Annotated in this window: 19 protein-coding genes, 1 tRNA gene and 2 pseudogenes; 5 read left to right on the plus strand and 17 right to left on the minus strand. The window is 69.7% G+C overall.

The window, feature by feature from the left end; all coding sequences use genetic code 11:
* Positions 1-71: 71 nt before the first annotated feature.
* From BST11_RS28400 to BST11_RS07100, 12 genes and pseudogenes are all read right to left on the minus strand, one after another.
* Positions 72-1,433 (minus strand): annotated as a pseudogene (locus tag BST11_RS28400) (MBL fold metallo-hydrolase); the annotation flags it as partial.
* Between the two features lie 18 nt (positions 1,434-1,451).
* The gene (locus BST11_RS07050; protein WP_372509735.1) at positions 1,452-1,943 is read right to left on the minus strand and encodes a CAP domain-containing protein; all 492 of its coding nucleotides are present in this window, start codon (positions 1,941-1,943) and stop codon (positions 1,452-1,454) included.
* 23 nt (positions 1,944-1,966) lie between these two features.
* Positions 1,967-2,545 carry a hypothetical protein gene (locus tag BST11_RS07055; protein WP_083137239.1) on the minus strand — a complete coding sequence of 193 codons (579 nt, stop codon included), beginning with the start codon at positions 2,543-2,545 and terminating at the stop codon, positions 1,967-1,969.
* Entirely contained in the window at positions 2,542-3,096 is a 555-nt protein-coding gene (locus BST11_RS07060; RefSeq protein ID WP_244897556.1) for an Mce protein, read from the minus strand. Before BST11_RS07060 ends, BST11_RS07055 begins: the two co-directional genes overlap by 4 nt.
* 13 nt (positions 3,097-3,109) lie before the next feature.
* Positions 3,110-4,579, minus strand: coding sequence for an MCE family protein (locus BST11_RS07065; protein ID WP_083137240.1), 1,470 nt, complete (start codon positions 4,577-4,579; stop codon positions 3,110-3,112).
* The gene (locus BST11_RS07070; protein ID WP_083137241.1) at positions 4,580-5,713 is read right to left on the minus strand and encodes an MCE family protein; all 1,134 of its coding nucleotides are present in this window, start codon (positions 5,711-5,713) and stop codon (positions 4,580-4,582) included.
* Positions 5,710-7,017 (minus strand): MCE family protein, encoded by a 1,308-nt coding sequence (locus BST11_RS07075; RefSeq protein WP_083137242.1) that lies wholly within the window; start codon positions 7,015-7,017, stop codon positions 5,710-5,712. The genes BST11_RS07070 and BST11_RS07075 overlap by 4 nt, the downstream gene beginning before the upstream one ends.
* Positions 7,014-8,192 (minus strand): MCE family protein, encoded by a 1,179-nt coding sequence (locus BST11_RS07080; protein ID WP_142276227.1) that lies wholly within the window; start codon positions 8,190-8,192, stop codon positions 7,014-7,016. The genes BST11_RS07075 and BST11_RS07080 overlap by 4 nt, the downstream gene beginning before the upstream one ends.
* A complete protein-coding gene (locus BST11_RS07085) occupies positions 8,189-9,229 on the minus strand; it encodes an MCE family protein (RefSeq protein ID WP_083137243.1) in 1,041 nt (346 codons plus the stop codon). Before BST11_RS07085 ends, BST11_RS07080 begins: the two co-directional genes overlap by 4 nt.
* Positions 9,226-10,488, minus strand: a complete 1,263-nt coding sequence (locus tag BST11_RS07090) for an MCE family protein (protein WP_083137264.1) — start codon at positions 10,486-10,488, stop codon at positions 9,226-9,228. The genes BST11_RS07085 and BST11_RS07090 overlap by 4 nt, the downstream gene beginning before the upstream one ends.
* Before the next feature lie 5 nt (positions 10,489-10,493).
* Entirely contained in the window at positions 10,494-11,342 is an 849-nt protein-coding gene (locus BST11_RS07095) for an ABC transporter permease (RefSeq protein ID WP_083137244.1), read from the minus strand.
* The gene (locus BST11_RS07100; protein WP_083137245.1) at positions 11,339-12,106 is read right to left on the minus strand and encodes an MlaE family ABC transporter permease; all 768 of its coding nucleotides are present in this window, start codon (positions 12,104-12,106) and stop codon (positions 11,339-11,341) included. Before BST11_RS07100 ends, BST11_RS07095 begins: the two co-directional genes overlap by 4 nt.
* 610 nt (positions 12,107-12,716) lie before the next feature.
* Between BST11_RS07100 and cysK the strand changes: the two genes are divergently transcribed.
* The 3 genes from cysK to BST11_RS07115 are packed head-to-tail and all read left to right on the plus strand — an operon-like array spanning position 12,717 to position 16,057.
* Positions 12,717-13,649: a cysteine synthase A gene (gene cysK, locus BST11_RS07105; protein WP_083137246.1), complete on the plus strand. Its 933-nt coding sequence runs from the start codon at positions 12,717-12,719 to the stop codon at positions 13,647-13,649.
* A gap of 2 nt (positions 13,650-13,651) precedes the next feature.
* Positions 13,652-14,347 carry a serine O-acetyltransferase gene (gene cysE / locus BST11_RS07110; RefSeq protein ID WP_083137247.1) on the plus strand — a complete coding sequence of 232 codons (696 nt, stop codon included), beginning with the start codon at positions 13,652-13,654 and terminating at the stop codon, positions 14,345-14,347.
* A 60-nt stretch (positions 14,348-14,407) separates the two neighbouring features.
* Positions 14,408-16,057, plus strand: coding sequence for an NAD-dependent malic enzyme (locus BST11_RS07115; protein ID WP_083137248.1), 1,650 nt, complete (start codon positions 14,408-14,410; stop codon positions 16,055-16,057).
* Positions 16,058-16,149: 92 nt separating this feature from the next.
* Here BST11_RS07115 and BST11_RS07120 read toward each other — a convergent pair.
* Positions 16,150-16,222: transfer RNA gene (locus tag BST11_RS07120), tRNA-Asn, on the minus strand.
* Positions 16,223-16,329: 107 nt separating this feature from the next.
* On the opposite strand from BST11_RS07120, the gene BST11_RS07125 reads away from it, so the two are divergent.
* Entirely contained in the window at positions 16,330-16,614 is a 285-nt protein-coding gene (locus BST11_RS07125; protein WP_083137249.1) for a hypothetical protein, read from the plus strand.
* Here the strand turns inward: BST11_RS07125 and dnaG are convergent.
* The 3 genes from dnaG to BST11_RS07140 are packed head-to-tail and all read right to left on the minus strand — an operon-like array spanning position 16,589 to position 20,439.
* Entirely contained in the window at positions 16,589-18,502 is a 1,914-nt protein-coding gene (gene dnaG / locus BST11_RS07130; protein ID WP_083137250.1) for a DNA primase, read from the minus strand. The genes BST11_RS07125 and dnaG overlap by 26 nt on opposite strands.
* A 27-nt stretch (positions 18,503-18,529) precedes the next feature.
* On the minus strand, positions 18,530-19,144 hold the full coding sequence (gene sodC / locus BST11_RS07135; protein WP_083137251.1) for a superoxide dismutase[Cu-Zn]: 615 nt from the start codon (positions 19,142-19,144) through the stop codon (positions 18,530-18,532).
* A gap of 11 nt (positions 19,145-19,155) precedes the next feature.
* Entirely contained in the window at positions 19,156-20,439 is a 1,284-nt protein-coding gene (locus BST11_RS07140) for a deoxyguanosinetriphosphate triphosphohydrolase (RefSeq protein ID WP_083137252.1), read from the minus strand.
* A 38-nt stretch (positions 20,440-20,477) separates the two neighbouring features.
* Between BST11_RS07140 and BST11_RS07145 the strand changes: the two genes are divergently transcribed.
* Positions 20,478-22,454: a TPM domain-containing protein gene (locus BST11_RS07145; RefSeq protein WP_083137253.1), complete on the plus strand. Its 1,977-nt coding sequence runs from the start codon at positions 20,478-20,480 to the stop codon at positions 22,452-22,454.
* 63 nt (positions 22,455-22,517) lie between these two features.
* On the opposite strand, the pseudogene BST11_RS07150 reads toward BST11_RS07145, so the two are convergent.
* Positions 22,518-22,593 (minus strand): annotated as a pseudogene (locus BST11_RS07150) (type VII secretion protein EsxI); the annotation flags it as partial.

The following is a 22,593-nucleotide window of genomic DNA, read 5'->3' on the forward strand; positions in this document are numbered from 1 at the left end:
GCGGCGCGGGGGCCGACCTGCGGTGTGCCGCCGGCGCTCTCGGCCGCGTTGCCGCCCGAGGACGGCAGGCCGGCACCCTGCCAGGCCGCAAAGCCCCCGATCACGTCCGAGACGTCGGCGAACCCCGACGCCCGAAGCGCGCTCGCGGCGATCATCGACCGATAGCCGCTGGCGCAGTAAACGACCACCGGTTCCGCCGGATCCAGATCCCCCAGCGACCCCGTGAGGGCAGGAAGGGGAACACAGTGCGCCCCGGGGATGGTTCCCCGCGCCGTCTCCTGCGGGCCCCGCACGTCCACGAGCTGCAACCGCGGCTCCAGGCCGCGCAACTCGGCGAGCTGCTCGATGGTCAGCCGTGCGGATGCCTCGACGAGCTCGGGTCGTTGCGCGAGAACCTGCGCGAGGTCGCGCAATTGGCCGACGACGCGGTCGAGACCGACGCGGGCGAGGCGGATCTTGGATTCGCAGGCCAGCGCGTCGTCGCCGACCAGGACGATGTCGCGCTCCGGCGACAACACGTTGCCGGCCCACTCTGCGAAGCGCCCCCGCAGCCCGACGTTGACCGCACCGCGCAGATGTCCGCACGCGTAGTCGTCCGGCTCCCTGCTGTCCAGCAGGACAGCGCCGGCTTGGGAGCGTTCGCGCACGTCGCCGATGTCCAGCAGCGGCACCGGGTTTGCGTCCAGCAGCGGCCGCCGCTCGCGATTGCGGTGTGCCGCGAACGCGAAGTAGCGCGGCCGCACCGGCTGCCCCTCGGTGACCGCGGCGACGAACTGGTCCACGTCGCGGGTCATCAGCGCATAGTTGGTCCGGCGCTGCTCACCGATCGTCGAGCTGGTCTCGTTCGAAAGTTGCTTGCCGCAGCTGGATCCGGCGCCGTGGGCAGGAAACACCCGCGTGGGGTCGGGCAGGTTCAGCAGCTTGGCGTGCAGCGACCCGTAGAGCGTCGCTGCCAGCGCGTCCGCCGAGTAGCCGGCGGCCACGTACAGGTCCGGGCGGCCCACGTCGCCGACGAACAGCGTGTCGCCGGTGAGCACGCCGTAGGGGATTTCGTCGTCGGCGCGCTCGTAGACCACGATGCAGATCGACTCCGGGGTGTGGCCGGGTGTGGCCAGGATCTCCAAGGTCACTTCGCCCAGCGAGATCCGCTGCCCGTCGCGCAGCGGCTCGATCGGGAACTCGACGTCGGCGCCCTCGCCGAAGGAGATCGGTGCGCCGGTGGCGGCCGCCAGCTCCAGATGCCCGCTCAAAAAGTCCGCGTGGATGTGGGTTTCGATGACCCGCTCGATGCGCAGCCCCCGCTGGGCCGCCTCGCCGAGGTAGTCCTCGACGTCGCGCCGCGGGTCGACGACGACCGCGCGCCCGGTGGTCTCGTCCCCGATCAGATACGAGGCGTGCGACAAACAGTCCAGATAGTGCTGCGTGAAGATCATCGCGGCTTCCTTTCCGTGTCACCGGCTAGGCGGGGCCGGTTGCCCGTATACCGCCACCACCACGGTGCGGTCCAAACTGTTCTCCGACCACACCCCGATGGCGGTGTTGGCGCAGTCGCGGATGATCGCCATGTCGTCGGGGTTGGAGTACCACTGGTTGACCAGTTCGAGGCTGCTGATGGACATGGCGGGGTTGATCGCCACGGTCTCGGCGGCCTTGCCGTGAAAGCCGGCGGCGTTGGCGCGGTCCTGCGGCGTCGATCCGTCGGAGCCCGTGTCGCCGTTGATGTTCCGATTGGCCAGCATGTCGTCGGCGTGCCATTCGGCGGCCAGCGTCAGCGCGTTGTCCCGGACGACGTCGTTGGTGCAGCCGGCCTGGTGCTGCAGGGTGTAGACGGCGGAGACGACGGCGCTGTTGAGCCGCTTGTTGTCGGCCTGGGCGGCGGGGGGCGCCCCCGCCACCGCCGTCCACAGGACCACGGCGACCGCCGGCGCGCCGCGGCCGCCCATCCCCACGCTCATGGCGCCTCCCGTCACACCGGATCGAAATGCGAAACCAGCCATCGTCCCCGCACCTTGTCCAGCGACACCCGGATGACGGGCCGGGTGTCGGTGGGCGCGCCGTCCCCGACGGTCACGGTTTGGTTGACGAACAGCAGGACCACGGCGTGGTCGTGGGTCGCCGAAACCGACGCCGCCGCAGTCACTTTGGCGACCGCCGACACGTGCTTTTCCTTCGCGCCGGGGATGACGACCTCGCGGGTCAGCGTGGTGTAGGCGTCCTTGAAGTCGCCGGTCAGGCGCTCGCGGGCCCCGGCGAGCTCCCTTTCCGCCGAGTCGGCCCGGTAGGACAACAGGGCGACCGCGTCGTCCCTGGCCGCCCGCACCGACTCGGTGCGGGCCCGGTCGAGCTCGTCGGTGGGCCCGCCCACCCACGCGAGGTAGCCCGACGCCAGCGCCAGCAGCAGGGCCAGCGCGGGCAGCACGCCATACGCGAGCACCCGCGTCCAGGGGATCGGTCGCCGTTTCCGCGTCGCGTCCGGCCGCGCGTCGGCGGCCCGCTCGCCGGCATCGGCTTCGGGCTTGTCGATCGTGTCGCTGAGTATCGTCATGGCACGAACACCACGTTGGACACCTTGGCGTCGTCGCCGACCGCCCGCATTTCGATGCGCATCCGCCATTCCCGCGGCGCCTCCTCACCGCCGGCGGTGCGCGACTTCACGGCCACGGCCACCAGAACCTGGGCCGCGTCGCCGCGCTGAGATTCCAGCCCGGCATCGGTGACCGTGCCTTCGGATTTCGACTGCGCCGCCTTGACGACGTCGATGAACGGCTTGGACCGCTGCGCGAAGTCGTCCCGGAATTCCCCGGTGGCCGAATCGAGGATCCGCCGCACATCGGCGTCGACGTGGGTGTAGTCGATTGTCGTGAGGTTCACCGCGGCCTGGCGTGCGCTGTGGACGAACAGATCGCGCCGAGACTGGGCCTCGTGCCTCTCGTAGGCCCGGGAGCCGAGCCAGCCGACCAGCCCGGCCAGCGTGGCCACGGCCAGGCCGCCGACGACCAGCGCCCACGCGGTGCGCGAAAGCCGCGGACGGGCGGTCCGCCGGCGAACCCGGCCGACTTGTTCTGCAGCATCGGGGGTTTCGGGCTCTTTGGACACGATTGCTCCTTGACTACGGCGGTGGAATGAGAAGTGACTGCCAGTTCTTGGCGCGCGGGTGCGCGAGGTCGGCATCGGTGTAGCGGCGCCCGTCGGGGCCCACGTAGTCACCGGTCGCCGGGTCGTAGGTCGCGACGGCGAGCGGCGGGGCCGGCGGCGCGGTGCCCCGTGGCGGTGGGAGCCGAGGGTCCCGCCCCGGCGGGTACTGCGGCACGCCCTGCCCGGTCGTGGTGGCGTTCGGGTCGCCCTTCCAGTTGTAGCCGTCGTTGAGCGGCACGTAGTCCTCGTCGCTTTCGCACAGCTCGACGGTCGGTGCCCGCTTCCACGGCTTCGTCTCGCACGGAATGTTGCGCACCCCACGAACATTGAGCTCCGAGTCCTGCGGCAGCCGGCAGTACAGGTCCGCCGCAGGGCGGTCCGGGGCGTCGACGCTGGCCGGCGAGCGGCGCTGCGTCGGCGGCAGGTAGCCGGTGGTGCAGGGCGGCGGCAGGTTCATGTTGAGGTTGAAGTCCAACTGCGCCCCGCGGTACTCCTGTTTGGTGTTCGAGCTGGGCACGACGATCGCGGCCATCGCCGCGATGCCCTGCGGTAACAGCACCAGCAGTTGTTCGATGTCGTGGCGGTAGACGACGGCGATGTCACCGAGGCTCACCAGGTTGGCGAACAGGACCGGAACGGCCGGCGTCACCCGGTCCAGCAGCGCGCGCCCCTCCTCCATCCCGGAGCTGCCCTGCGTCAACAGGTCTCGCACCGCGGCGTCCTGGGCCTTGAATTGCGCCATGATGGCCGCGGTCCGACCGGCCCAGGTGGCGATCGCCTGCGACGTCTGCACCTGGGAGTCGAGGACCGGCGGCGACTGGTCGATCAGCGCGGCCAGCGGGTCGACGGTGCGACCCCCCGCGATGGCCAGCGCGGTCGACCCGTCGACGATTCGGGACAGTTCGGGCCCGAGGCCGGCGACCGCGCGGTTGGTCTCGTCGATGACCGTGCGCAGGTTGTCGCGCGGAATCGCCTGCAGCGCACGGTTGGTCAGGTCGAGCAGGCGCCCGATGTCGACGGGCACGTCGACGCGGCCGGCGGGGATGACGTCGCCCGCCCGAAGCGCCCGGGCGTGGTCGCCGACCTTGCCGGGCTGCGGGGTCAGCTCGATGTATTGCTCGCCGATCGCCGACCGGCTGTGCACCGACGCCTGGACGTCGGACGGCACCTCGACGGCCGACCGCAGGGCCAGGACCGCGCGCACCCCGGTGGCGGTGACGTCGACGGACTTGACCTGGCCCACGTCGGTGCCGCGGTAGGTGACCACCGACGTCTGGTAGAGCCCGCCCGACTGGGGCAGGTCGACGGTGACGGTGTACTCCCCGATCCCGAACACCGTCGCGGGCAGCTTCATGTAGTTGAACGCCATTGCGCCACAGGACAACACCGTCACCAGCGACAAGGCGGCCAGCTGGATCCAGGTCCTGCGGTGCAGGCGCAGCATTCAGTACCCCCCGTCGTGGTACGGAAAGGTCAGCGGGTTTCCGGCGGTGGCCGGGCTCGGCTGCATGCCGATCGTGCGGCCCCACTGCAGCTCGAGTCGCGTGAGGTTGCCCTCCCAACGCGACCCGGTGAACAGCCCCTGGTCGATCCGGCTCAACGTCAAGTCGACGACCAGCGTGAGATTGGCGTAGTCCCCGCGGAACCAATTGCGCGCGGTCGACGCCGGCCAGGGATAGGCCACCAGGCCGTCCAGCCCCCGGGTGAGGGCGGGTCCGGCGTCGGCGAGCGACCGCAGCACCGGTGCGATGTTGCGCAGGTTGTTCACCAGCGATTCCCTGCTCTGGTGGATGGTGTCGGCGGCGAGCGCGCTGAACTTGCCCAGCTGATCGATCGCGTCGGCGATCGTGGTGCGCTCCTGCGCAAGCACCGCAAGCGCTTTGGGCACGGTCGTCAGCGCCTTGTCGACGACCGGGTCCTTTTCGGCCACCTGGCCCGCCAGCGAGTTGAGGTTCTCGGCGGCGGCGATGATGTCGTCGGTCTGGTCGTTGGTGCGCGCGATGAACTCGTCCAGCTGGCCCAGCAGGCTGCGCATGTCGTTCTCGCGGCCGGCGAAGGCCTTGGCGATCGCCTGGTTGATCTCCTGCAACTGCGCGATTCCGCCGCCGTTGAGCAGGATCGACACCGAGGCCAGCGTCTGTTCGGTGCTCGGGTACATGCTCGCGCGTGACAGGGGGATGACCGAGCCGTCGTTGAGTTGGCCGGCCGGCGGCTCGTCCTTGGGCGGGGCGAGCTCGATGTGCATCGACCCGAGCAGGCTGGTCTGGCCGAGCTTGGCGGTGGAATTGGCCGGCAGGCGAACGTCGCCGTTGATGCGCATCGTGACCAGCGCGTGCCAGTCCTGCAGCTCGATCTTGGTGACGTTGCCGACGTTGACGTCGTCGACGCGAACGCGGGTGTTCTCCTGAATGGTTACCACGTCCGGCATTTGGGCCTGGATCGTGTAGGAGCCCGGCCCGCCGCCCGCGGTGCCGGGCAGGGTGAATGAGTTCAGGCCCCGCCACTCGCATGCCGGTAGCGCGGCGATGCACACCGCACCGAGCGCCGCGGCGAGCGCACGCCTTGCGGGGGACCTCATGACGGCCCCGTGGGGAGCATCAGGTCCTGCAGCGCCTGCGTCGAGCTGATCGTGGCGTTCGGGGGCGGCGCCTCGGCGGGCGGTGGCGGTTCGGCGGGAGCGGGGGGCGCCGCGTCCGGCGGCGGCGCGTAGCCGGGGCGAAGCCGGTCCTCGCTGTAGGTGATCTCGTTGGGCCGGGCCTGCGTCCCGACGAACGGGTTGAGCCCGATCGGGATGTAGTTGTAGATGCGGTTTTTGATGATCGGCTCGATGTATTGCAGGCACAGCTTCGAAACTCGCGCCAGCCTCGCGCGCGATGCCGCCTCGATCGAGCTGCAGATCCACTGCGGGATGTCGGCGAAGTTGTTCAGCGCCATGATGCCGGTCATCGCGCTCTGGGCCGGCTGGTAGATGTTGAGAAAATTCTGGAAGACCGTCGGCGCGACGTGCAGGATCTGCTTGACGTCAGCGCGGCTGTCGTTCAGCGCCGTCGTGATGGATCCCATCCGGTCGAGCGTGAGGCCCATCGCCTCCCGGTTCTCGGCGATGAACCCGCGCACGTCGGCCAGGGCCTGGTCCAGCCCCTTCACCGCGTTGGCGACCTCGTTGGGTGTGTTCGACAGCACCGTCGTCACGCTGGCCAGGTTCTGGTTGAACGCGGCCAGCAGATCGCTGCTGGAATACAGCGCCGACACCAACAGCTGCAGGTTGCGCACGGTGCTGAAGATGTCGTCGGCGTGATCGCCGAGCGCCGAAATCGCTTCGGACAGCTTGATTATGGTGTCGCGGGCGGTGTCGCCCTCGCCGCGCAGGTTGTCGGCGGCCGAGTTGATGAATTCGCCGACCGAGTTCACGCCGCCCGGGGCCGTGGGCTGCAGGGCCTCGGTGAGCTTTTCCAGCTGCTTGCGGAAGTCGTCCCATTCCACCGGCACCGCGGTGCGATTCAACGGGATCGACGAGCCGGGGCGCAGTTTGGGACCGCCCGAGTAGGCCGGGACGAGTTGGATCGCCCGGGAGGTGACCAGCGACGGCGACAGTATCGCGGCGCGGGCTTCGGCGGGCACCGGATACTGCTTGTCGACGGAGAACGTCACCTTGGAGCTGGTGGGCTGCGGCTCGATCTTGTCCACCACCCCCACGGCGACGCCCAGGATCCTGACCTCGTCGCCCACGAACAACCCGTTGGTCTCCACGAAATACGCCGAGAACGTGTTCCTTTCGACCCTGTGCCAGAGGTTCATGCCGACCATCGCCGACGAGATCGTCAACGTGGCCGCCAGGCTGATGGCCGCCAAAATCCGAAGGGCGCGCCGACTCACGTTCACGGCCCGTCGAAGTCGTGGGGCGAGGGCGGGGGGATGGTCCGGACGGGCGGCGTCGACGGCGGGGGCGACGGCGGCTGGGACCACAGGGGCACGGGTGCGTCCGCCGGCGGTACCGGTGGGGTCCCGGTTGGCGGGTCGACCGCCTCCGAAGGCAGTTTCTGGTTGGGGTCCAAGAACCGGTCGTACATGTCGGCGTCGAGGATGGGGCCGCTGATCTGGCCGGGGATCAGGTTGGCCACGTAGGCCTTGAAAAACGGGCCGGAGCCCAGGCATTCGCCGAACGACATCGCGTACCGCTTGAATTTGGGCAGGGTGCGCTGCAGGTCTTCTTTGCGGTTGTCGAGGACCTCGAGCACCCCGTTGAGCTTGTCGAGGGCCGGCTTGAGTTGGCTCCGGTTGTCGTCGACGAGCCCCGAGAGCTGGCGTGAGACCGCGCTGAGGTTGTTCATCAGCGCGTCGAGGGAATCCCGTTCGTCGAGCAGCGCCGCCAGCAGCGCGTTGGAGTTGGCGACCAGGGTGGCGATCTGTTGGCTGCGCCCGCCCAGCACGGCGGAGACCTTGTTGGCGTCGCCCAACAGGTTGCGCAGCTGCGCGTCACGGCTGTTGAGGGTCGCGGAGAACCGGGCCACACCCTCCAGCGCGGGCTTGAGGTCCGCCGGTGTTTCCTTGAACGTGTTCGCCAACGTCGTCAGCGCGGACGACAGCTGGGCGGTGTCCAACCCGCTGATGGTGGTGGTGAGGTCGCCCAGCGCGTCGGGAAGGTCGTACGGCGAGCGGGTGCGCTCCAGGGGGATGGGCCCGGTCAGCCTGCCGTCGCCGCGTGGCGTGAGCTCCAGCATCTTGCTGCCCAGGATGGTCTCGGTCTTGATCGCCGCTTCGGTGCGGTCGCCCAGCTGGACGTTCTTGCGGACGGTGAACCCGACCCGGACCTTGGTGCCCTCCAAGCGGACTCCCGAGACCCGCCCGACGCCCATGCCCGAAACCCGCACCGAGCTACCGGTTTTGATGCCGCCCGCCTCCGAGAAGTAGGCGGCATAATCGTTGGCGTTCTTGATGAACGGCAGCTTGTTGTACTCGAAGGCGGCGACCACCACGCCGGTCACGACCAGCGTCCCGACAAGTCCGACCAGGACCGGGTTGCGTTCGCTGAGCGGTTTGATCCTGATGCGCTTCATCGCGGCGTGCACCGCCCACTGGCCTGCCCGAACAGCTTGACGAAGATGGGGTTGCCGCCCTTGCCGTTGAGCTTGAGCAGCACCTCGCAGAAGTAGAAGCCGAAGTAGTCGCCGTTGAGGCCCTGCCGGGCCAGCACCTGGTAGATGTCGGGCAGCTCCTTGAGCAGGTTGTCGACGTACTCGCTATCGGCCACCACCTGGCCGGCCATCCGATCGGTTTCGCGCACCACGTCCCTGATCGGCTGGCGCGATTGCGCCAGCAGCTCGGCGACAGAACCGGCGGCCGCGTCGATATACGCCATGCCGGTGGCGATTTCGTTCTTGCGCTGCGCCAAGCCCGCCACGAACTCCGACAGCTTGTCCAGGCCGTCGGAGAACTCATGGTCGCGCGTGGCGAAGGTGTGCAGCACGGTGTTCAGGTTGGTGATCAGCTCGCCGATCAGCTCGCCGCGACCGGCCAGGGTCGAGGTCAGCATCGAGGTCTGCGCCAGCACCGAGGCGAGGGTGCCCCCCTGGCCCTGGAAGATGCGCAGCAACTGGCCGGACAGCGCGTTGACCTGATCGGGATCGAGCGCGCGGAACAACGGGCGGAAGCCCCCGATCAGCGCGTCGATATCCAGTGCGGGCGACGTTCGCGCCAACGGGATCGTCGCGCCCGGCGGCAGCCTGCGCGGCGGCCCCGGTCCCTCTTCCAGGGCGAGATAGCGGTCCCCGATCAAGTTTTCGTAGCGCACAACGGCTTTGGTGCCCTCGGTGAGCCGCACCCCCTTGTCCACCGCGAAGCCGACGGTGACGGTACCGTCGCGGTGCAGCGTGAGGTCGCCGACCTTGCCGACCTCCACCCCCGCGATGCGCACGAAGTTGCCGGACTTGAGCCCCGATATGTTGGTGAACGTCGCCTGGTAGCCGGTGCGATCCTCGAAACGCAGCTGCCCGAACACCGCGATCAGCGTGAACGTGAACACCAGGCAGATCACCGTGAACAGCGCCACCCGGGCACCGATCCTCCAGGCGCCTCGCCTCCCTCCCTCACTCATGGCGGCGGCTGTCCCCCGCGGTAGAGGTAACGCGGCGGCTCGGGCGGGTTCTTGGTGGTCGGGAAGTAGTTGGCCCACCAGGGATTGCCCACCCACGGGCTGGTGCGGATCTCGTCCGGTGCGGCCCCCCAGCCGGTGTCGGTGACCAGCGCGCGCACCGGGAAGTTCGCGCTCGGGTCGGGCAACGATCCACAGCCGGGCCGGCCGCCCGGGCCGCCCGTCGCATTGACCTTCGGCAGGTGCCTGGGGTAGCGGTACGGGTCGTCGCCGAACAGGAGGGCGGCGTCGAGGATGACCGAGTAGCCGTTGCCGCCCAACGCGTCTCGGCCGCCGTGATCGACGTACCATTGCGCGCCCTGGAACAAGCACGTGAACGTCGGCGAGTATTTGTTCAGCAGCGCCGTGGTCGGATCGAGCAGGTTGACCGACCGCACGATGCGGGATTCGTTGTTGCCGATCACGTTGATCCCGGCCCGGCTGAAGCCGGTCGCCGACAACAGCAGCGCTTCGAGGGACCGCCGGTTGTCGGTCAGGGTGGCGCCGGTGGTCGACGCCGAGTCGAGGATCGACACGATGTCCTGTGCCGCAACGGAATAGGCGGCCGTCGTCTTGCCGAACAACCGCCAGTCACGCTGGATCGTTCCCATCCTCGGGTTGACGGTCAGCAGCACGTTGTCAGCGTCGGTGATCGCCTGCCCGATCCGATCGCCCTTGCCGCGCAACGATTGCGCGAACGCCGACAGGATCGCGCTGAGCTTTGAGGGGTCGAGCGTCTGGACGACCGACTGCAGGTTCTCGAAGACCGTGTTGACCTCGACGGTGACATTGCGCGAACGCAGCACCGCGCCGGGCCGAAGCGTCGTGGCGCTGGGATGCTCGGGCACGATCAGATCGACGTACTTCGACCCGAAGGCCGTGGTCGACTTGATCTCCGCCTCGACGTTGCTGGGCAGGTATTTGAACGGTCCCGGGTCCATCTTCAGCCGCAGCTCGGCGGCCTTGACATCGGTACCGATCGACGCGACCTGGCCGATCTGCACCCCGCGCAGCTTCACCTTCGCGCCTGGCTCCATGACCAGCCCCGCCCGGTCCGACACCAGCGTGAGCGGGACCGACGGGCGGAACGTGCCCGAGAACGACGCCGCGGTGAGCGCGATCAACCCCGCCACCACGATGAACAGCGTCGGCGCCCACCAGATCGGGTCGATGCCGCCCCTGCGCGCCCGGTTGCCGTCGCCGTGCCTGCTGCCCGTGGTCATGCCCGTCATCCCGACAGGTTGAAGTTGCCGGACTGCCCGTAGATGGACAGCGAAATCATCAGGCACACAAAGGCCGTCACGATCATCGACGAGCGGACGGAACGGCCGACCGCCTCGCCCACCCCGGCGGGGCCGCCAGTGGCGGTGAAGCCGTAGTAGGTGTGCACGACCATCACCCCGGCCGCCATCGTCAGCGCCGCCAGGAACGACCAGAACAGGTCGGTGGGACGCAGGAACGTGGAGAAGTAGTGCTCGTACACGCCGCGCGACTGGCCGTAGATGTAGATCGTGCCGAACTTGGCCGCGAAGAAGGACATCAGCACGGCGACCGCGTACAGGGGGATGACGACGAGGACGCCGGCGATGATCCGCGTGGACGCCAGATAGGTGATCGAGCGGATCCCCATCACCTCGAGCGCATCGATCTCCTCGTTGATGCGCATCGCGCCGAGTTGTGCCGTGGTGCCGGCGCCGATGGTGGCGGCCAGCGCCACCCCGGCCGTGCACGGCGCGATCATCCGGACGTTGAAGAACGCCGACAGGAACCCTGTCAGCGCCTCGACCCCGATGTTGGACAGGGTGTCGTAGCCCTGCACGGCGACGAGGGCGCCGGTGGTCAGGGTGAGGAAGCCGATGATGCCGACGGTGCCTCCGATCACCGCCAGGGCGCCGGTGCCCATGCCCATCTCGGCGACCAGCCGCAGCAGTTCTCCCGGGTAGCGCCGCACCGCGTCACCGGTGGCGGCCAGGGATTGGCCGTAGAAGGCGGTCTGTTCCCCCAGCCTCCTGGTGGCGGCCACCAGCCTGGGCCCGAGGTCCGCGAACCGCGCCGACTTGCCGGCGACGCCGCTCATTTGGCGGTCACCTTCACGCCGAGCGCGGTGACCACGATGTTGATGAAGAACAACGCCATGAACGAAAACACCACCGTCTCGTTCACCGCGTTCCCGACGCCGGTCGGGCCGCCGCCCACCGACAGGCCCTTGTAGCAGGCGATCAGGCCGGCGGCCAACCCGAACAGCGTCGCCTTGATGAGCGAAATCACCACCTGCGGGAGGCCGGTGACGAGCGTCATCCCGGAAATGAAGGCGCCCGGGGTGACGTGCTGGACGAAGACCACGAATATGTAGCTGCCCGTCAGGCCGGTCACGGCGACCACCGAGTACAGCAACAGGGCCACGAACGTCGCGGCGACGACGCGCGGAACCACCAGCGCCCGAACGGGATTGACGCCGATCACCTTCATCGCGTCGATTTCCTCGCGGATGGTGCGCGCGCCCAGGTCGGCGCACATCGCGGTCGAGCCGGCGCCGGCGACGGCCATCGCGGTGACGACCGGCCCCACCTGGGTGACCGACGCCAGGGCCGCGCCGGCACCCGAAAGGTCGCCCGCGCCGATCTCGACGAGCAGGATGTTGAGGACGAACACGATGAGCACCGTGTAGGGAATCGACAACATGATCGTCGGGATGATCGACACCCGCGCGACGAACCAAATCTGCTCTAGCAGTTCGCGCCAGGCCCACGGCCCCCGCGCCGCGGCAAACACCGATTCCACGCTGAGGATGAAAAACTCGCCCAGCGCGCTCATGGGCCGCGTGATGGTCGTGCCGTTCATGGTTCCGTGCGCCTCAAGCGGCCCCCGTTTATGTGGATGGAATAGATAACCTCGTGATCGGTGTCATCGCAACGGATTAGCGGCATTCAATGCGCAATCCGGCCGTCGCGCCGAGCCGCGCACTGAAAACATTCCCGAAGCCTAGGGATAACCCGTCTGCCGACGTAGGTTTGAAATCAAGCAGAGCAAATCTGGCGAAGCCGCAAACACAATTGCGGTGCCAAACGAGTAGCCGCCGCTCGATATTGACACGGCGTTGCGAGCGGCGACGGACCCGTCATGGGCGCCGGGCGGACGCCGGCCGCCGCTGGTGCCCCACGCGCGGGCAAAGGCCCGGGTAGAGGGGCTGAGCGCGGGGTCGGGCAAACGGATCGCGGACCCCGATGTCCTATAGTGGGGCTATGCAACAGGCCACACCGCGCCTCGTCCCAATGCGCCGCCCCGCCGTGGACGCGTGTTGTCGTTGTTGTTGTTGATTCCTGACGCCATCCGATTTTCCCAGGCACGGGCGACCCAGAGACGCGGCCGGCCACAGTTCAGGAAGATCCTCAGGAAGTAAGAGCCATCGCAATTCGACCCCCGTGGCAGACCGACGAGTAAGGAAGTTTCCATGAGCATCGCCGAGGACGTCACACAGCTGATCGGGAACACGCCGCTGGTCCGGCTGCGCCGGGTCACCGAGGGCGCCGTCGCCGACGTCGTCGCCAAGCTGGAATTCTTCAACCCGGCAAACAGCGTCAAGGACCGCATCGGGGTCGCCATGCTGGACGCGGCCGAAGAGGCGGGTCTGATCAATCCCGACACGATCGTCCTCGAGCCGACGAGCGGGAACACCGGCATCGCGCTGGCGATGGTGTGCGCGGCGCGCGGCTACCGGTGCGTGCTGACCATGCCGGAGACCATGAGCGTCGAGCGGCGGATGCTGCTGCGCGCCTACGGCGCCGAGCTCGTCCTGACCCCCGGGCCGGACGGCATGCCGGGCGCCATCGCCAAGGCCGAGGAACTGGCCAAGACCGACCAGAGGTATTTCATTCCCCAGCAGTTCGAGAACCCGGCCAACCCGGCGATCCACCGCGCGACCACGGCCGAGGAGGTGTGGCGCGACACCGACGGAAAGGTCGACATCTTCGTGTCCGGGGTCGGCACCGGCGGCACCATCACCGGCGTCGCGCAGGTCATCAAGGAACGCAAGCCGTCGGCGCAATTCGTCGCCGTGGAACCTTCCGCGTCGCCGGTGCTCTCGGGCGGTCAGAAGGGGCCGCACCCCATCCAGGGCCTCGGTGCCGGGTTCGTCCCGGGGGTCCTCGAGATGGACCTGGTCGACGAGGTCATCACCGTCGGCAACGACGATTCGCTCAACCTGGCGCGGCGGCTGGCCGCCGAAGAGGGCCTGCTGGTGGGCATCTCCTCGGGCGCTGCCGTGGTGGCCGCCCTGCAGGTGGCCCGCCGGCCGGAGAACGCCGGCAAGCTCGTCGTCGTGGTCCTGCCCGACTTCGGTGAGCGGTACCTGAGCACCCCGCTCTTCGCCGACGTGGCGGATTGACGATGCTCGCGACCATGCGGCGCGACATCCGGGCGGCAAAGGAGCGGGATCCGGCCGCCCCGACCACGCTGCAGGTCATCCTCGCCTACCCCGGCGTGCACGCGATCTGGGGCCACCGGATCAGCCACCGGCTGTGGCAGCGCGGCGCCCGGGTGGCCGCGCGGACCCTCGCGGAGGTCACCCGCATCTTCACCGGGGTCGACATCCACCCCGGCGCGGTGCTGGGCCCCGGCCTGTTCATCGACCACGCGACCGGCGTGGTGATCGGCGAAACGGCTGAGGTGGGCGAGGACGTCACCCTCTATCACGGGGTCACGCTCGGTGGCAGCGGCGCGGACACCGGCAAACGCCACCCGACCGTCGGCGACCGCGTGACCATCGGGGCGGGCGCCAAGGTCCTCGGCGCGATCAAGATCGGCGACGACAGCCGGATCGGGGCCAACGCGGTGGTGGTCAAGCCGGTGCCGTCGAGCTCGGTGGTCATCGGGGTGCCCGGGCAGGTGATCAGCCGCGCGGGCCGGGGCACCCCCGACGATTCGATGATGCCCGACCTGGTGGGCGTCAGCCTGCAGTCCCTGCTCACGCGGGTGGCCAAGCTGGAGGCGTTGAACGAGGTCCCGCAGAACGGCCCGCAGAACGGCCGCGTGATCCGCCCGCCGGAGGCCGGGGTGTGGCATGGCGAGGACTTCTCCATCTGATTCATCTGATTTCGGGGCCGGGTCTACCGTGGCCTGACGGGCCGAACCCTGGAGGTGGTGATGAGCGATCCCTGCGCGCCGCGGATCCCGCCGACGCTGGCGGCGCCGAGCCTGAACCGCGGGGTCGGCTTCACCCACGAGGAGCGGCGGCGGCTGGGGCTCACCGGCCGCCTCCCACCGGCGGTGCTCACCCTCGACCAACAGGCCGACCGGGTATGGCATCAACTCCAAGGCGTCCCAACGGATCTGGGCCGCAATCTGCTGCTCGAGCAGCTGCACTACCGCCATGAGCTGCTGTACTTCAAAGTGCTGGAAGACCACCTGACCGAGCTGATGCCGGTGGTCTACACCCCCACGGTCGGTGAGGCCATTCAACGCTTTTCCGACGAATACCGCGGGCAGCGTGGGCTTTTCCTGAGCATCGACGAGCCCGACGAGATCGCCGACGCCTTCGACACCTTCGGCTTGGCGCCGGACGACGTCGACCTGATCGTGGCCACCGACGCCGAGGCCATTCTGGGCATCGGCGACTGGGGCGTGGGCGGAATCCAGATCGCCGTCGGGAAACTGGCCCTCTACACCGCCGGCGGCGGCATCGACCCCCGCCGTTGCCTCGCCGTGTCGCTCGACGTCGGCACCGACAACGAACAGCTGCTGGCCGACCCGTTCTATCTCGGCAATCGACACGCCCGCCGCCGCGGGGCGGACTACGACGATTTCATCGACCGCTACGTCGAGACCGCCCACCGGATGTTCCCGCACGCGATGTTGCATTTCGAGGATTTCGGGCCGCTCAACGCGCGCAAGATCCTGCACCGCTACGGCGACGACTTCTGCGTGTTCAACGACGACATCCAGGGCACCGGCGCGGTGGTAATCGCGGCGATCTACGGCGGGTGTCACGTCACCGGCACCCCACTGCGCGACCAGACGGTCATCGTCTTCGGAGCCGGGACGGCGGGGATCGGCGTCGCCGACCAGATCCGCGACGCGATGGTCGCCGACGGCGCCACCGTCGAGCGGGCCAGGGCGCAGATCTGGCCGATCGACAAGCAGGGCCTGCTCTTCGACGACATGGACGACCTGCGCGATTTTCAGGCGCCCTACGCCAAGAACCGCCAGCGGTTGGGCGTGGCCGGCGGGCAGCGGGTGGGGCTGGTGGACGCGATCAAGCTGGCCGCACCGACCGTGCTGCTGGGCGCGTCCACCGTGTTCGGCGCGTTCGGCCAGGAAGTCGTCGAGGCGATGGCCGCGTCCTGCGAACGGCCGATGATCTTCCCGCTGTCCAACCCCACCTCGTGCATGGAGGCCATGCCGGTCGACCTGCTGCGATGGTCGGCGGGCAGGGCGCTGATCGCCACCGGCACCCCGGTTTCCCCGCTCGAATTCGACGGCACCGCCTACACCATCGGCCAGGCCAACAACGTGCTGGTCTTTCCCGGGATCGGGCTGGGCGTCGTCGTCGCACGGGCCCGGCTGATCACCCCGGGCATGCTGCAGGCCGCGGCGAGAGCCATTGTGCGCCAAGCCAATCCCGCCAGGCCCGGGGATTCGCTGTTGCCGGATGTCCGGGATCTGCAAAACATCTCCGCGGCGGTCGCCGAGGCGGTCTACCGCGCGGCCGTCGACGACGGGGTGGCCACCCGGACCCACGACGGTGATGTGCGGCAAGCCGTCCTGGACACGATGTGGCGACCGGTCTACGACTGACGGGCGTCGGGTGTGAGCCCCCGGCCTCGAGCATGAATCCTGGGCATCACACTCGATCAGTCCGGGCCGACCCGCCCGGCCGCAACTGCCTGCTCCCCCGCCTGGACTCGAACCAGGAACCCTTCGGTTAACAGCCGAACGCTCTGCCAATTGAGCTACAGGGGACTAACCCGATCGCGGGACGACTCTAGCGTACTGGCATAACCGCGCCCAACTAACGGCGACCGCCGCGGTGAGGCAGGATGGAGCCATCGATCGTCGGGAGGAACGCTTTGATCCGGTATGTCGTGGTGCTGGGACTGGGTTACGTGCTGGGCTCGAAGGCGGGACGGCGCCGATACGAGCAGATTCTCGGCACCTATCGCGCGCTGACCAGCAGTCCGATGGCCAAATCGGTGATCGAAGGGGGGCGGCGCAAGATCGCCAACCGGATCTCCCCGGACACCGGGTTCGTGACCGTGGCCGAGATCGACGGCCGGACGGCCGTCGAGCAGCGCGCCGAGCGCCACGTCGAGCCGGCCGAGGCGGCCCTCACACCGTCAGATCGTCGCCGCTAGCCTGTTCCAGCAGGCTGCGCCGGTACGCCTCCATGGCGACCAGGTCGCCGAAGAGGGCGTGATACTCGTCGCCCTGCTCGATGGGTGACATGCGCTGCAGCTTGGACTTGACCTCGGCGATCTGCCGGCCCATCCACACCTCCTGCAGGCGGGCGAGCACCCCGCCGATGTAGCGCGGCAGCTTTTCGTCGTCGACGGCGATGGCCTCCACCCCCAGCTCGCTGATCAGGCCCGCGGTCAGGCCCGACGTGGTCTGCTGGCGCACCGCGTCGATCCACTCCGCCCCGGTGACGCCGGTCGACGTGCCCCCGGCGGCGCCGATGGCCGCCCGGACGGCCGCGTACCCGGGATGGGTGAAGCTCTCGACGGTCAGCGTGTCGAAGACCGGCCCCGCGAGGGCGGGGTACTGCAAGGCCGACTTGAGCGCCTCGCGCTGGGGCCACAGGATCGGGTCGCGCGGGTCGGGGCGGGCGGCGGCCGGCTCGGCGGGGGCCGCGGCGGCCGAAGCCTGCCCGCCCCCGCGGGGGTGGGCCGCAACCCGGGCCGGCGACCTCGACCTCTTGGCCTCGCCGCGCGCCCGCTCGATGACCTGGGCGACGTCGTCCCAACCGACCCAGCCGGCGAGCTGGCGGGCGTACTCGTCTCGCAGCGTGGGGTCCTTGATCTGGCTCACCATCGGCACGCAGCGGCGCAGGGCGGCGACCCGGCCCTCGGCACTGTCCAGGTCCATCTCGGCGAGCGCGCTGCGAATGGCGAACTCGAACAACGGCGTTCGGCGCGCGACCAGGTCGCGCAGCGCGGCGTCTCCGGACTTCAGCCTCAAATCGCAGGGATCCATGCCGTCCGGGGCGACGGCGACGAACGACTGTCCCGCCAGGTTCTGCTCGCCGCCGAAGGCCTTCAGCGCGGCGGCGCGCCCGGCCGCGTCGCCGTCGAAAACGTAGATCAGTTCACCGCGAAAGAAGCTGTCGTCCATCATCAGCCGGCGCAGCATGGCCAAGTGCTCGTCGCCGAACGCGGTGCCGCAGGACGCCACCGCGGTGGTGACCCCGGCCAGGTGCATCGCCATCACGTCGGTGTATCCCTCGACGACGACGGCCTGGTGCCCCTTGGCGATGTCGCGCTTGGCCAGGTCGATGCCGAACATCACCGACGACTTCTTGTACAGCAGCGTCTCGGGGGTGTTGATGTACTTGGCCTCCATCGGGTCGTCGTCGAAGAGCCGCCGCGCCCCGAACCCGATCACCTCGCCGGCCGAGCTGCGGATCGCCCACAACAGCCGTCGGTGGAAGCGGTCCATCGGCCCCCGGCGCCCCTGCCGGGACAGCCCGGCGGCCTCCAGCTCCTTGTACTCGAAACCCTTGCGCTGCAGGTGTTTTGTCAGCGAGTCCCAGCCGGACGGGGCGAATCCGCAGCCGAAACGGCGGGCGGCCTCGGCGTCGAAGTTGCGCTCGGCCAGGTACTGGCGCGCCGGGGCGGCCTCGTCGGACTCCAGCGCCGCCGCGTAGAACTCCGCCGCGGCCGCGTTGGCCGCGACGAGCCGGCTGCGGCTGCCGCGGTCGCGCTGCACGCTGGTCGCCGACCCGGTGTAGCTGATGGTGTGCCCGATCCGGTCGGCGAGCACCTCCACGGCCTCCACGAAGCTGACGTGTTCGATCTTCTGCACGAACGCATACACGTCGCCGCCCTCGCCGCAGCCGAAGCAGTGGAAATGGCCGTGGTTGGGGCGGACGTGAAACGACGGCGACTTCTCGTTGTGGAACGGGCACAGGCCCTTCAGCGAGTCGGCGCCGGCCTTTTTCAGCTGCACGTAGTCGCCGACGACATCCTCGATGCGGACCTTCTCGCGGATGGCGGCGATGTCGCGATCAGAGATGCGGCCGGCCATCGGCACAGTCTAAGACGCTCGCCTCGTTCAGCCAGTCGGTCCGATCACGCCGCACGCGACCCGCTCCATCGCCTTGTCGCTGCCCTCGGCGCCGTGGATCATCAGCGCGGTCTTGTCCCCGGCGAGCAGCTGGTCCTTGGTGAACGCGTCGCTGGTGGTCACCAGGTATGCGGACCCGTCCTGGCGCACCTCGAGCGTGCTCAGGTCGCCGCTCTCGGGCATCCCGGTGTGCCCGGGCGCCTGGAAGTGCCCGCCGGCGGACAGGAAGTTTCCGGGCGGGCCCCCGGTCGGGGCGACCGAGTTGGGCTCGCACTTGCCGATCTCGTGAATGTGCATGCCGTGGAGGCCTGGCGCGAGGATCCCGCCGGTGACGGTCTTGACGGTGACGGTGGCGTAAGCATTGGGGCCGTTACCGAAATCGAAGGTGGCCGTTGCCACTTCCCGCCCGTCGGGCGTCCTCAGCTGCGCCGACAGCGATCCGCCGGCGGCCGGTGCGGCGGTGGTGCCGGTCGATTGCAGCGGCTCGTTGTGCACCGACGGCGTGGTGCCCGGCTGGCTGCTCGGGTGCTGGGGGGAATTGCAGGCGCTCAAGGCCACGACGGGAAGCGACAGCAGGACGGCGGCGGCGGTGGGTTTGATCATGGACGGTAACGCTATCCGGTCGCCTGACGGGCGTCGATACGCTCCAGCCTGCCCTCGGTGTAGGACGCGACCTGGTCGACGACGACCCGCAGCCGGGCGCGGTCGTCGGCGGCGGTGGTGAACGCCGCGGCGAACACGGGATCGAGCGTCCCGGGCGCCCCGGAGTACAGCCACTGCGCGACCCGGTGGATGCGTTCGCGCTGCCGGGCCTGGGTTTCCAGGTGCCGCGGGTCGGACATGATGAACTGCAGCGCCAGGATTTTCAGCAGGGCGACCTCGGCGCGCACCAGGTCGGGCACCTGCAGGTCGGCGCGGTAGCGCACCAGCGGCCCGGGACCGGCGGCCGCCTGCGTGGTCGCGATGGCGGCCGAGGCGAACCGGCCCACCAGCTCACTGGTCAACCGCTTGAGCGCGACCGACGCCGCCAGCGTCGCGTCGTACTTGCCGACCGCGGCGACCACCGGCAGGCCCGACAGCCGCCGCGCGGCCGCCATGAAGTCGTCGGCGCTGACCCGCGAGAATTCGCTCTCGCCCAGCTTGGCCAGCGCGGCGGCCTCGTCGTCGTCGGCCAGCACGCGCAGGTCGATGCGTTGCGAGACGACGCCGTCCTCGACGTCGTGCACCGAATAGGCGATGTCGTCGGCCCAGTCCATCACCTGGGCCTCCAGGCACGTCCGATCCGCCGGGGCGCCCTGGCGCACCCAGTCCGCCGGGCCGCGGTCATCTTCGTAGAAACCGAACTTTCTTCGATCGAGCCCCCTGCCGCTGTACCACGGATACTTGGTGACCGCGTCCAACGATGCGCGGGTCAGGTTCAGCCCGGCGCTGTTACCTTGCGCGTCAAGGACTTTGGGCTCGAGGCCGGTCAGGATCCGGAAGGTCTGGGCGTTGCCCTCGAAACCTCCGTGCCCGGCCGCGAACTCGTCGAGCGCGCGCTCGCCGTTGTGCCCGTAGGGCGGGTGCCCGATGTCGTGGGCCAGGCCGGCCAGCTCCACCAGGTCGAGGTCGCAGCCCAGCCCGACGGCCATGCCCCGCCCGATCTGGGCCACCTCCAGCGAGTGCGTCAACCGGGTGCGTGGGGTGTCCCCCTCCCGCGGCCCGACCACCTGGGTCTTGTCGGCCAGGCGGCGCAGCGCGGCGCTGTGCAGCACGCGGGCGCGGTCGCGCGCGAAGTCGGTGCGGTGCTGGCCTCCGGTCCCCGGCAGGCCCGCCGTCTTCGGCGCTTCGGTCACCCGCCGCTGACGGTCGAAGTCGTCGTAGGGGTCGTGCTGATTCGTGTTCGCCTCCTTGGTCACCGCAGCACAGTCTGCCAGGCAGCGGGCTACATTGACGTATGCGCACTGCTCGCCTGCTCGGTGCGACGCTGGCGATCCTCACGGGGGTGTGCGGGGGGCTTCTCCTGGCGCCGCCGGCCGGCGCGCAACCGCCGTTCCGCCTGCCCGGCCAGGTCACCGACAGCGCTAACGCGCTGTCGGATTCCGGTCGCGCCGCGGTGAGTTCGGCCGTCGACAAGCTCTACGCCGCTCACCACATCCGGCTGTGGGTGGTCTACGTCGACGACTTCTCCGGTCAGAGCCCCGTGGATTGGGGGAAGCGCACCCGGGGCGTCAGCGCCCTGGGCGACTACGACGCGCTGCTCGCGGTGGCCACCGCCGACAGGGCATACGCCTTCCTGGTCCCGACCGCGATCAGGAGCGTGAATGCGAGCCAGGTCGACCGGCTGCGCCGCGACAAGATCGAACCCGCGCTGCACGGCGGCGACTGGAGCGCTGCCGCGGTCGCGGCGGCCGACGGCCTCAACGCGTCACCCCCGACGACGGGCCGGATGTTCCTGCTGGTCGCGCTGGGCGTCATCGCCCTCGCGGTGGCGGTCCTGCTGGTCGTGATGCGCTATCGCCGGCGGCGACGGCGCGAGGCCGCCCTGGCCGCGGCGCGCCGCGTGGACCCGACCGACGCCGACGCGCTGGCCGCCGTGCCGCTGGAGACGCTCGACGACCTGTCCCGCGCGTTGGTGGTGGAGGTCGACAACGCCGTGCGCACCAGCGCCAACGAGCTGGCGCTGGCGATCGGCGAGTTCGGGCCGGAGCGCACCCAACCCTTCACCCGGGCGGTGGACAACGCCAAGGAGGCCCTGTCGCAAGCGTTCACCGTGCGGCATCAGCTCGACGACACCGTCCCGGAGACGCCGGCCCAACGCCGCGAGCTGCTGACCCGGGTGATCGTGTCGGCGGCGCGCGCCGACCGCGAACTCGAATCGCAGACCGACGCGTTCGAAAAGCTGCGGGACCTGGTCCTCACCGCCCCGTCGCGGCTGGACGCGCTGACCCAGCAGTACGTCGAGCTCACCGGCCGCGTCGCGCCTGCGGAACGGCGGCTGGCCGAGCTGCGCAACGAATTCGACGCCGCGGCCCTGACTTCGGTTTCCGGCAACGTCGCGGGCGCCAGGGAGCGGCTGGCGTTCGCCGACAGCAACATCGGGACCGCCCGCGGCCTGGCCGACGCCGCCCGGGCCGGGCAGCAGGCCCCGTTGGTGGACGCGATCCGTGCCGCCGAGTCGGCGCTCGGGCAGGCCCGCGCGCTGCTGGACGCGATCGACAACGCGGCCACCGACATCAGGCACGCCGTCGCCGCGTTGCCGTCGCTCATCGCCGACGTCCGGGCCGGGGTCACGCGCGCGGACGAGCAGCTGCGCACGACGCGGAAACCCGCGTCCAGGCACACCGCCGCGCTGGCCGCGGCGCGCGACGCCGCGGCCGGCGCCCTCGCGGGCGCCCGCGGCTCCGCCGATCCGCTCGGCGCGTTCGCCCGGCTCACCAAGGCCGATGGCGACCTCGATCGGCTGCTGGCCGCGGTGGCCCAGGAGCAGGCGAACGCCGAGCGGCTCCACCGCCGCCTGGAGCAGGCGCTGTTCACGGCGGACTCGCGGGTGCGCGGCGTCTCCGATTACATCGACACCCGCCGGGGCAGCATCGGCGCCGAGGCCCGGACCCGTCTCGCCGAGGCCAAGCGGCACCTGCAGGCCGCGCACGACAAGGGGTCGACCAACCCGGCCGAGGCGGTCGCACACGCCAACGCGGCGTCGACGCTGGCCGCCGACGCCCAGGCGCTGGCGAACGCCGACGTGCTGCAGGCCGAGCGCGCCTTCGCCCGCCGCGGCGGCGGCAACGCCGGCGCGATGATGGGCGGGATCATCATCGGCGACCTGCTCGGCGGGGGCATGCGGGGCGGGTTCGGCGGCTGGAGCCCGACGTCGTTCGGCTCGTCCGGGGGGTTCGGTGGCGACCTCATGGGTGGGGGCGGCCGGTTCTGAGGCCGGCACAGACAAACCGATCCCCGGGCACCGGGTGCCCGGGGATCGGTCCTGCTTACTTGGTCAGGCCCAGCTGGACCCGACGGCGCTGTCGGTGCTGGCCATGTTGTTGCCGGCGGCTTGCACCTTCTGCCCGTGG

This window comes from Mycobacterium alsense, assembly GCF_002086635.1.
Lineage (GTDB): Bacteria > Actinomycetota > Actinomycetes > Mycobacteriales > Mycobacteriaceae > Mycobacterium > Mycobacterium alsense.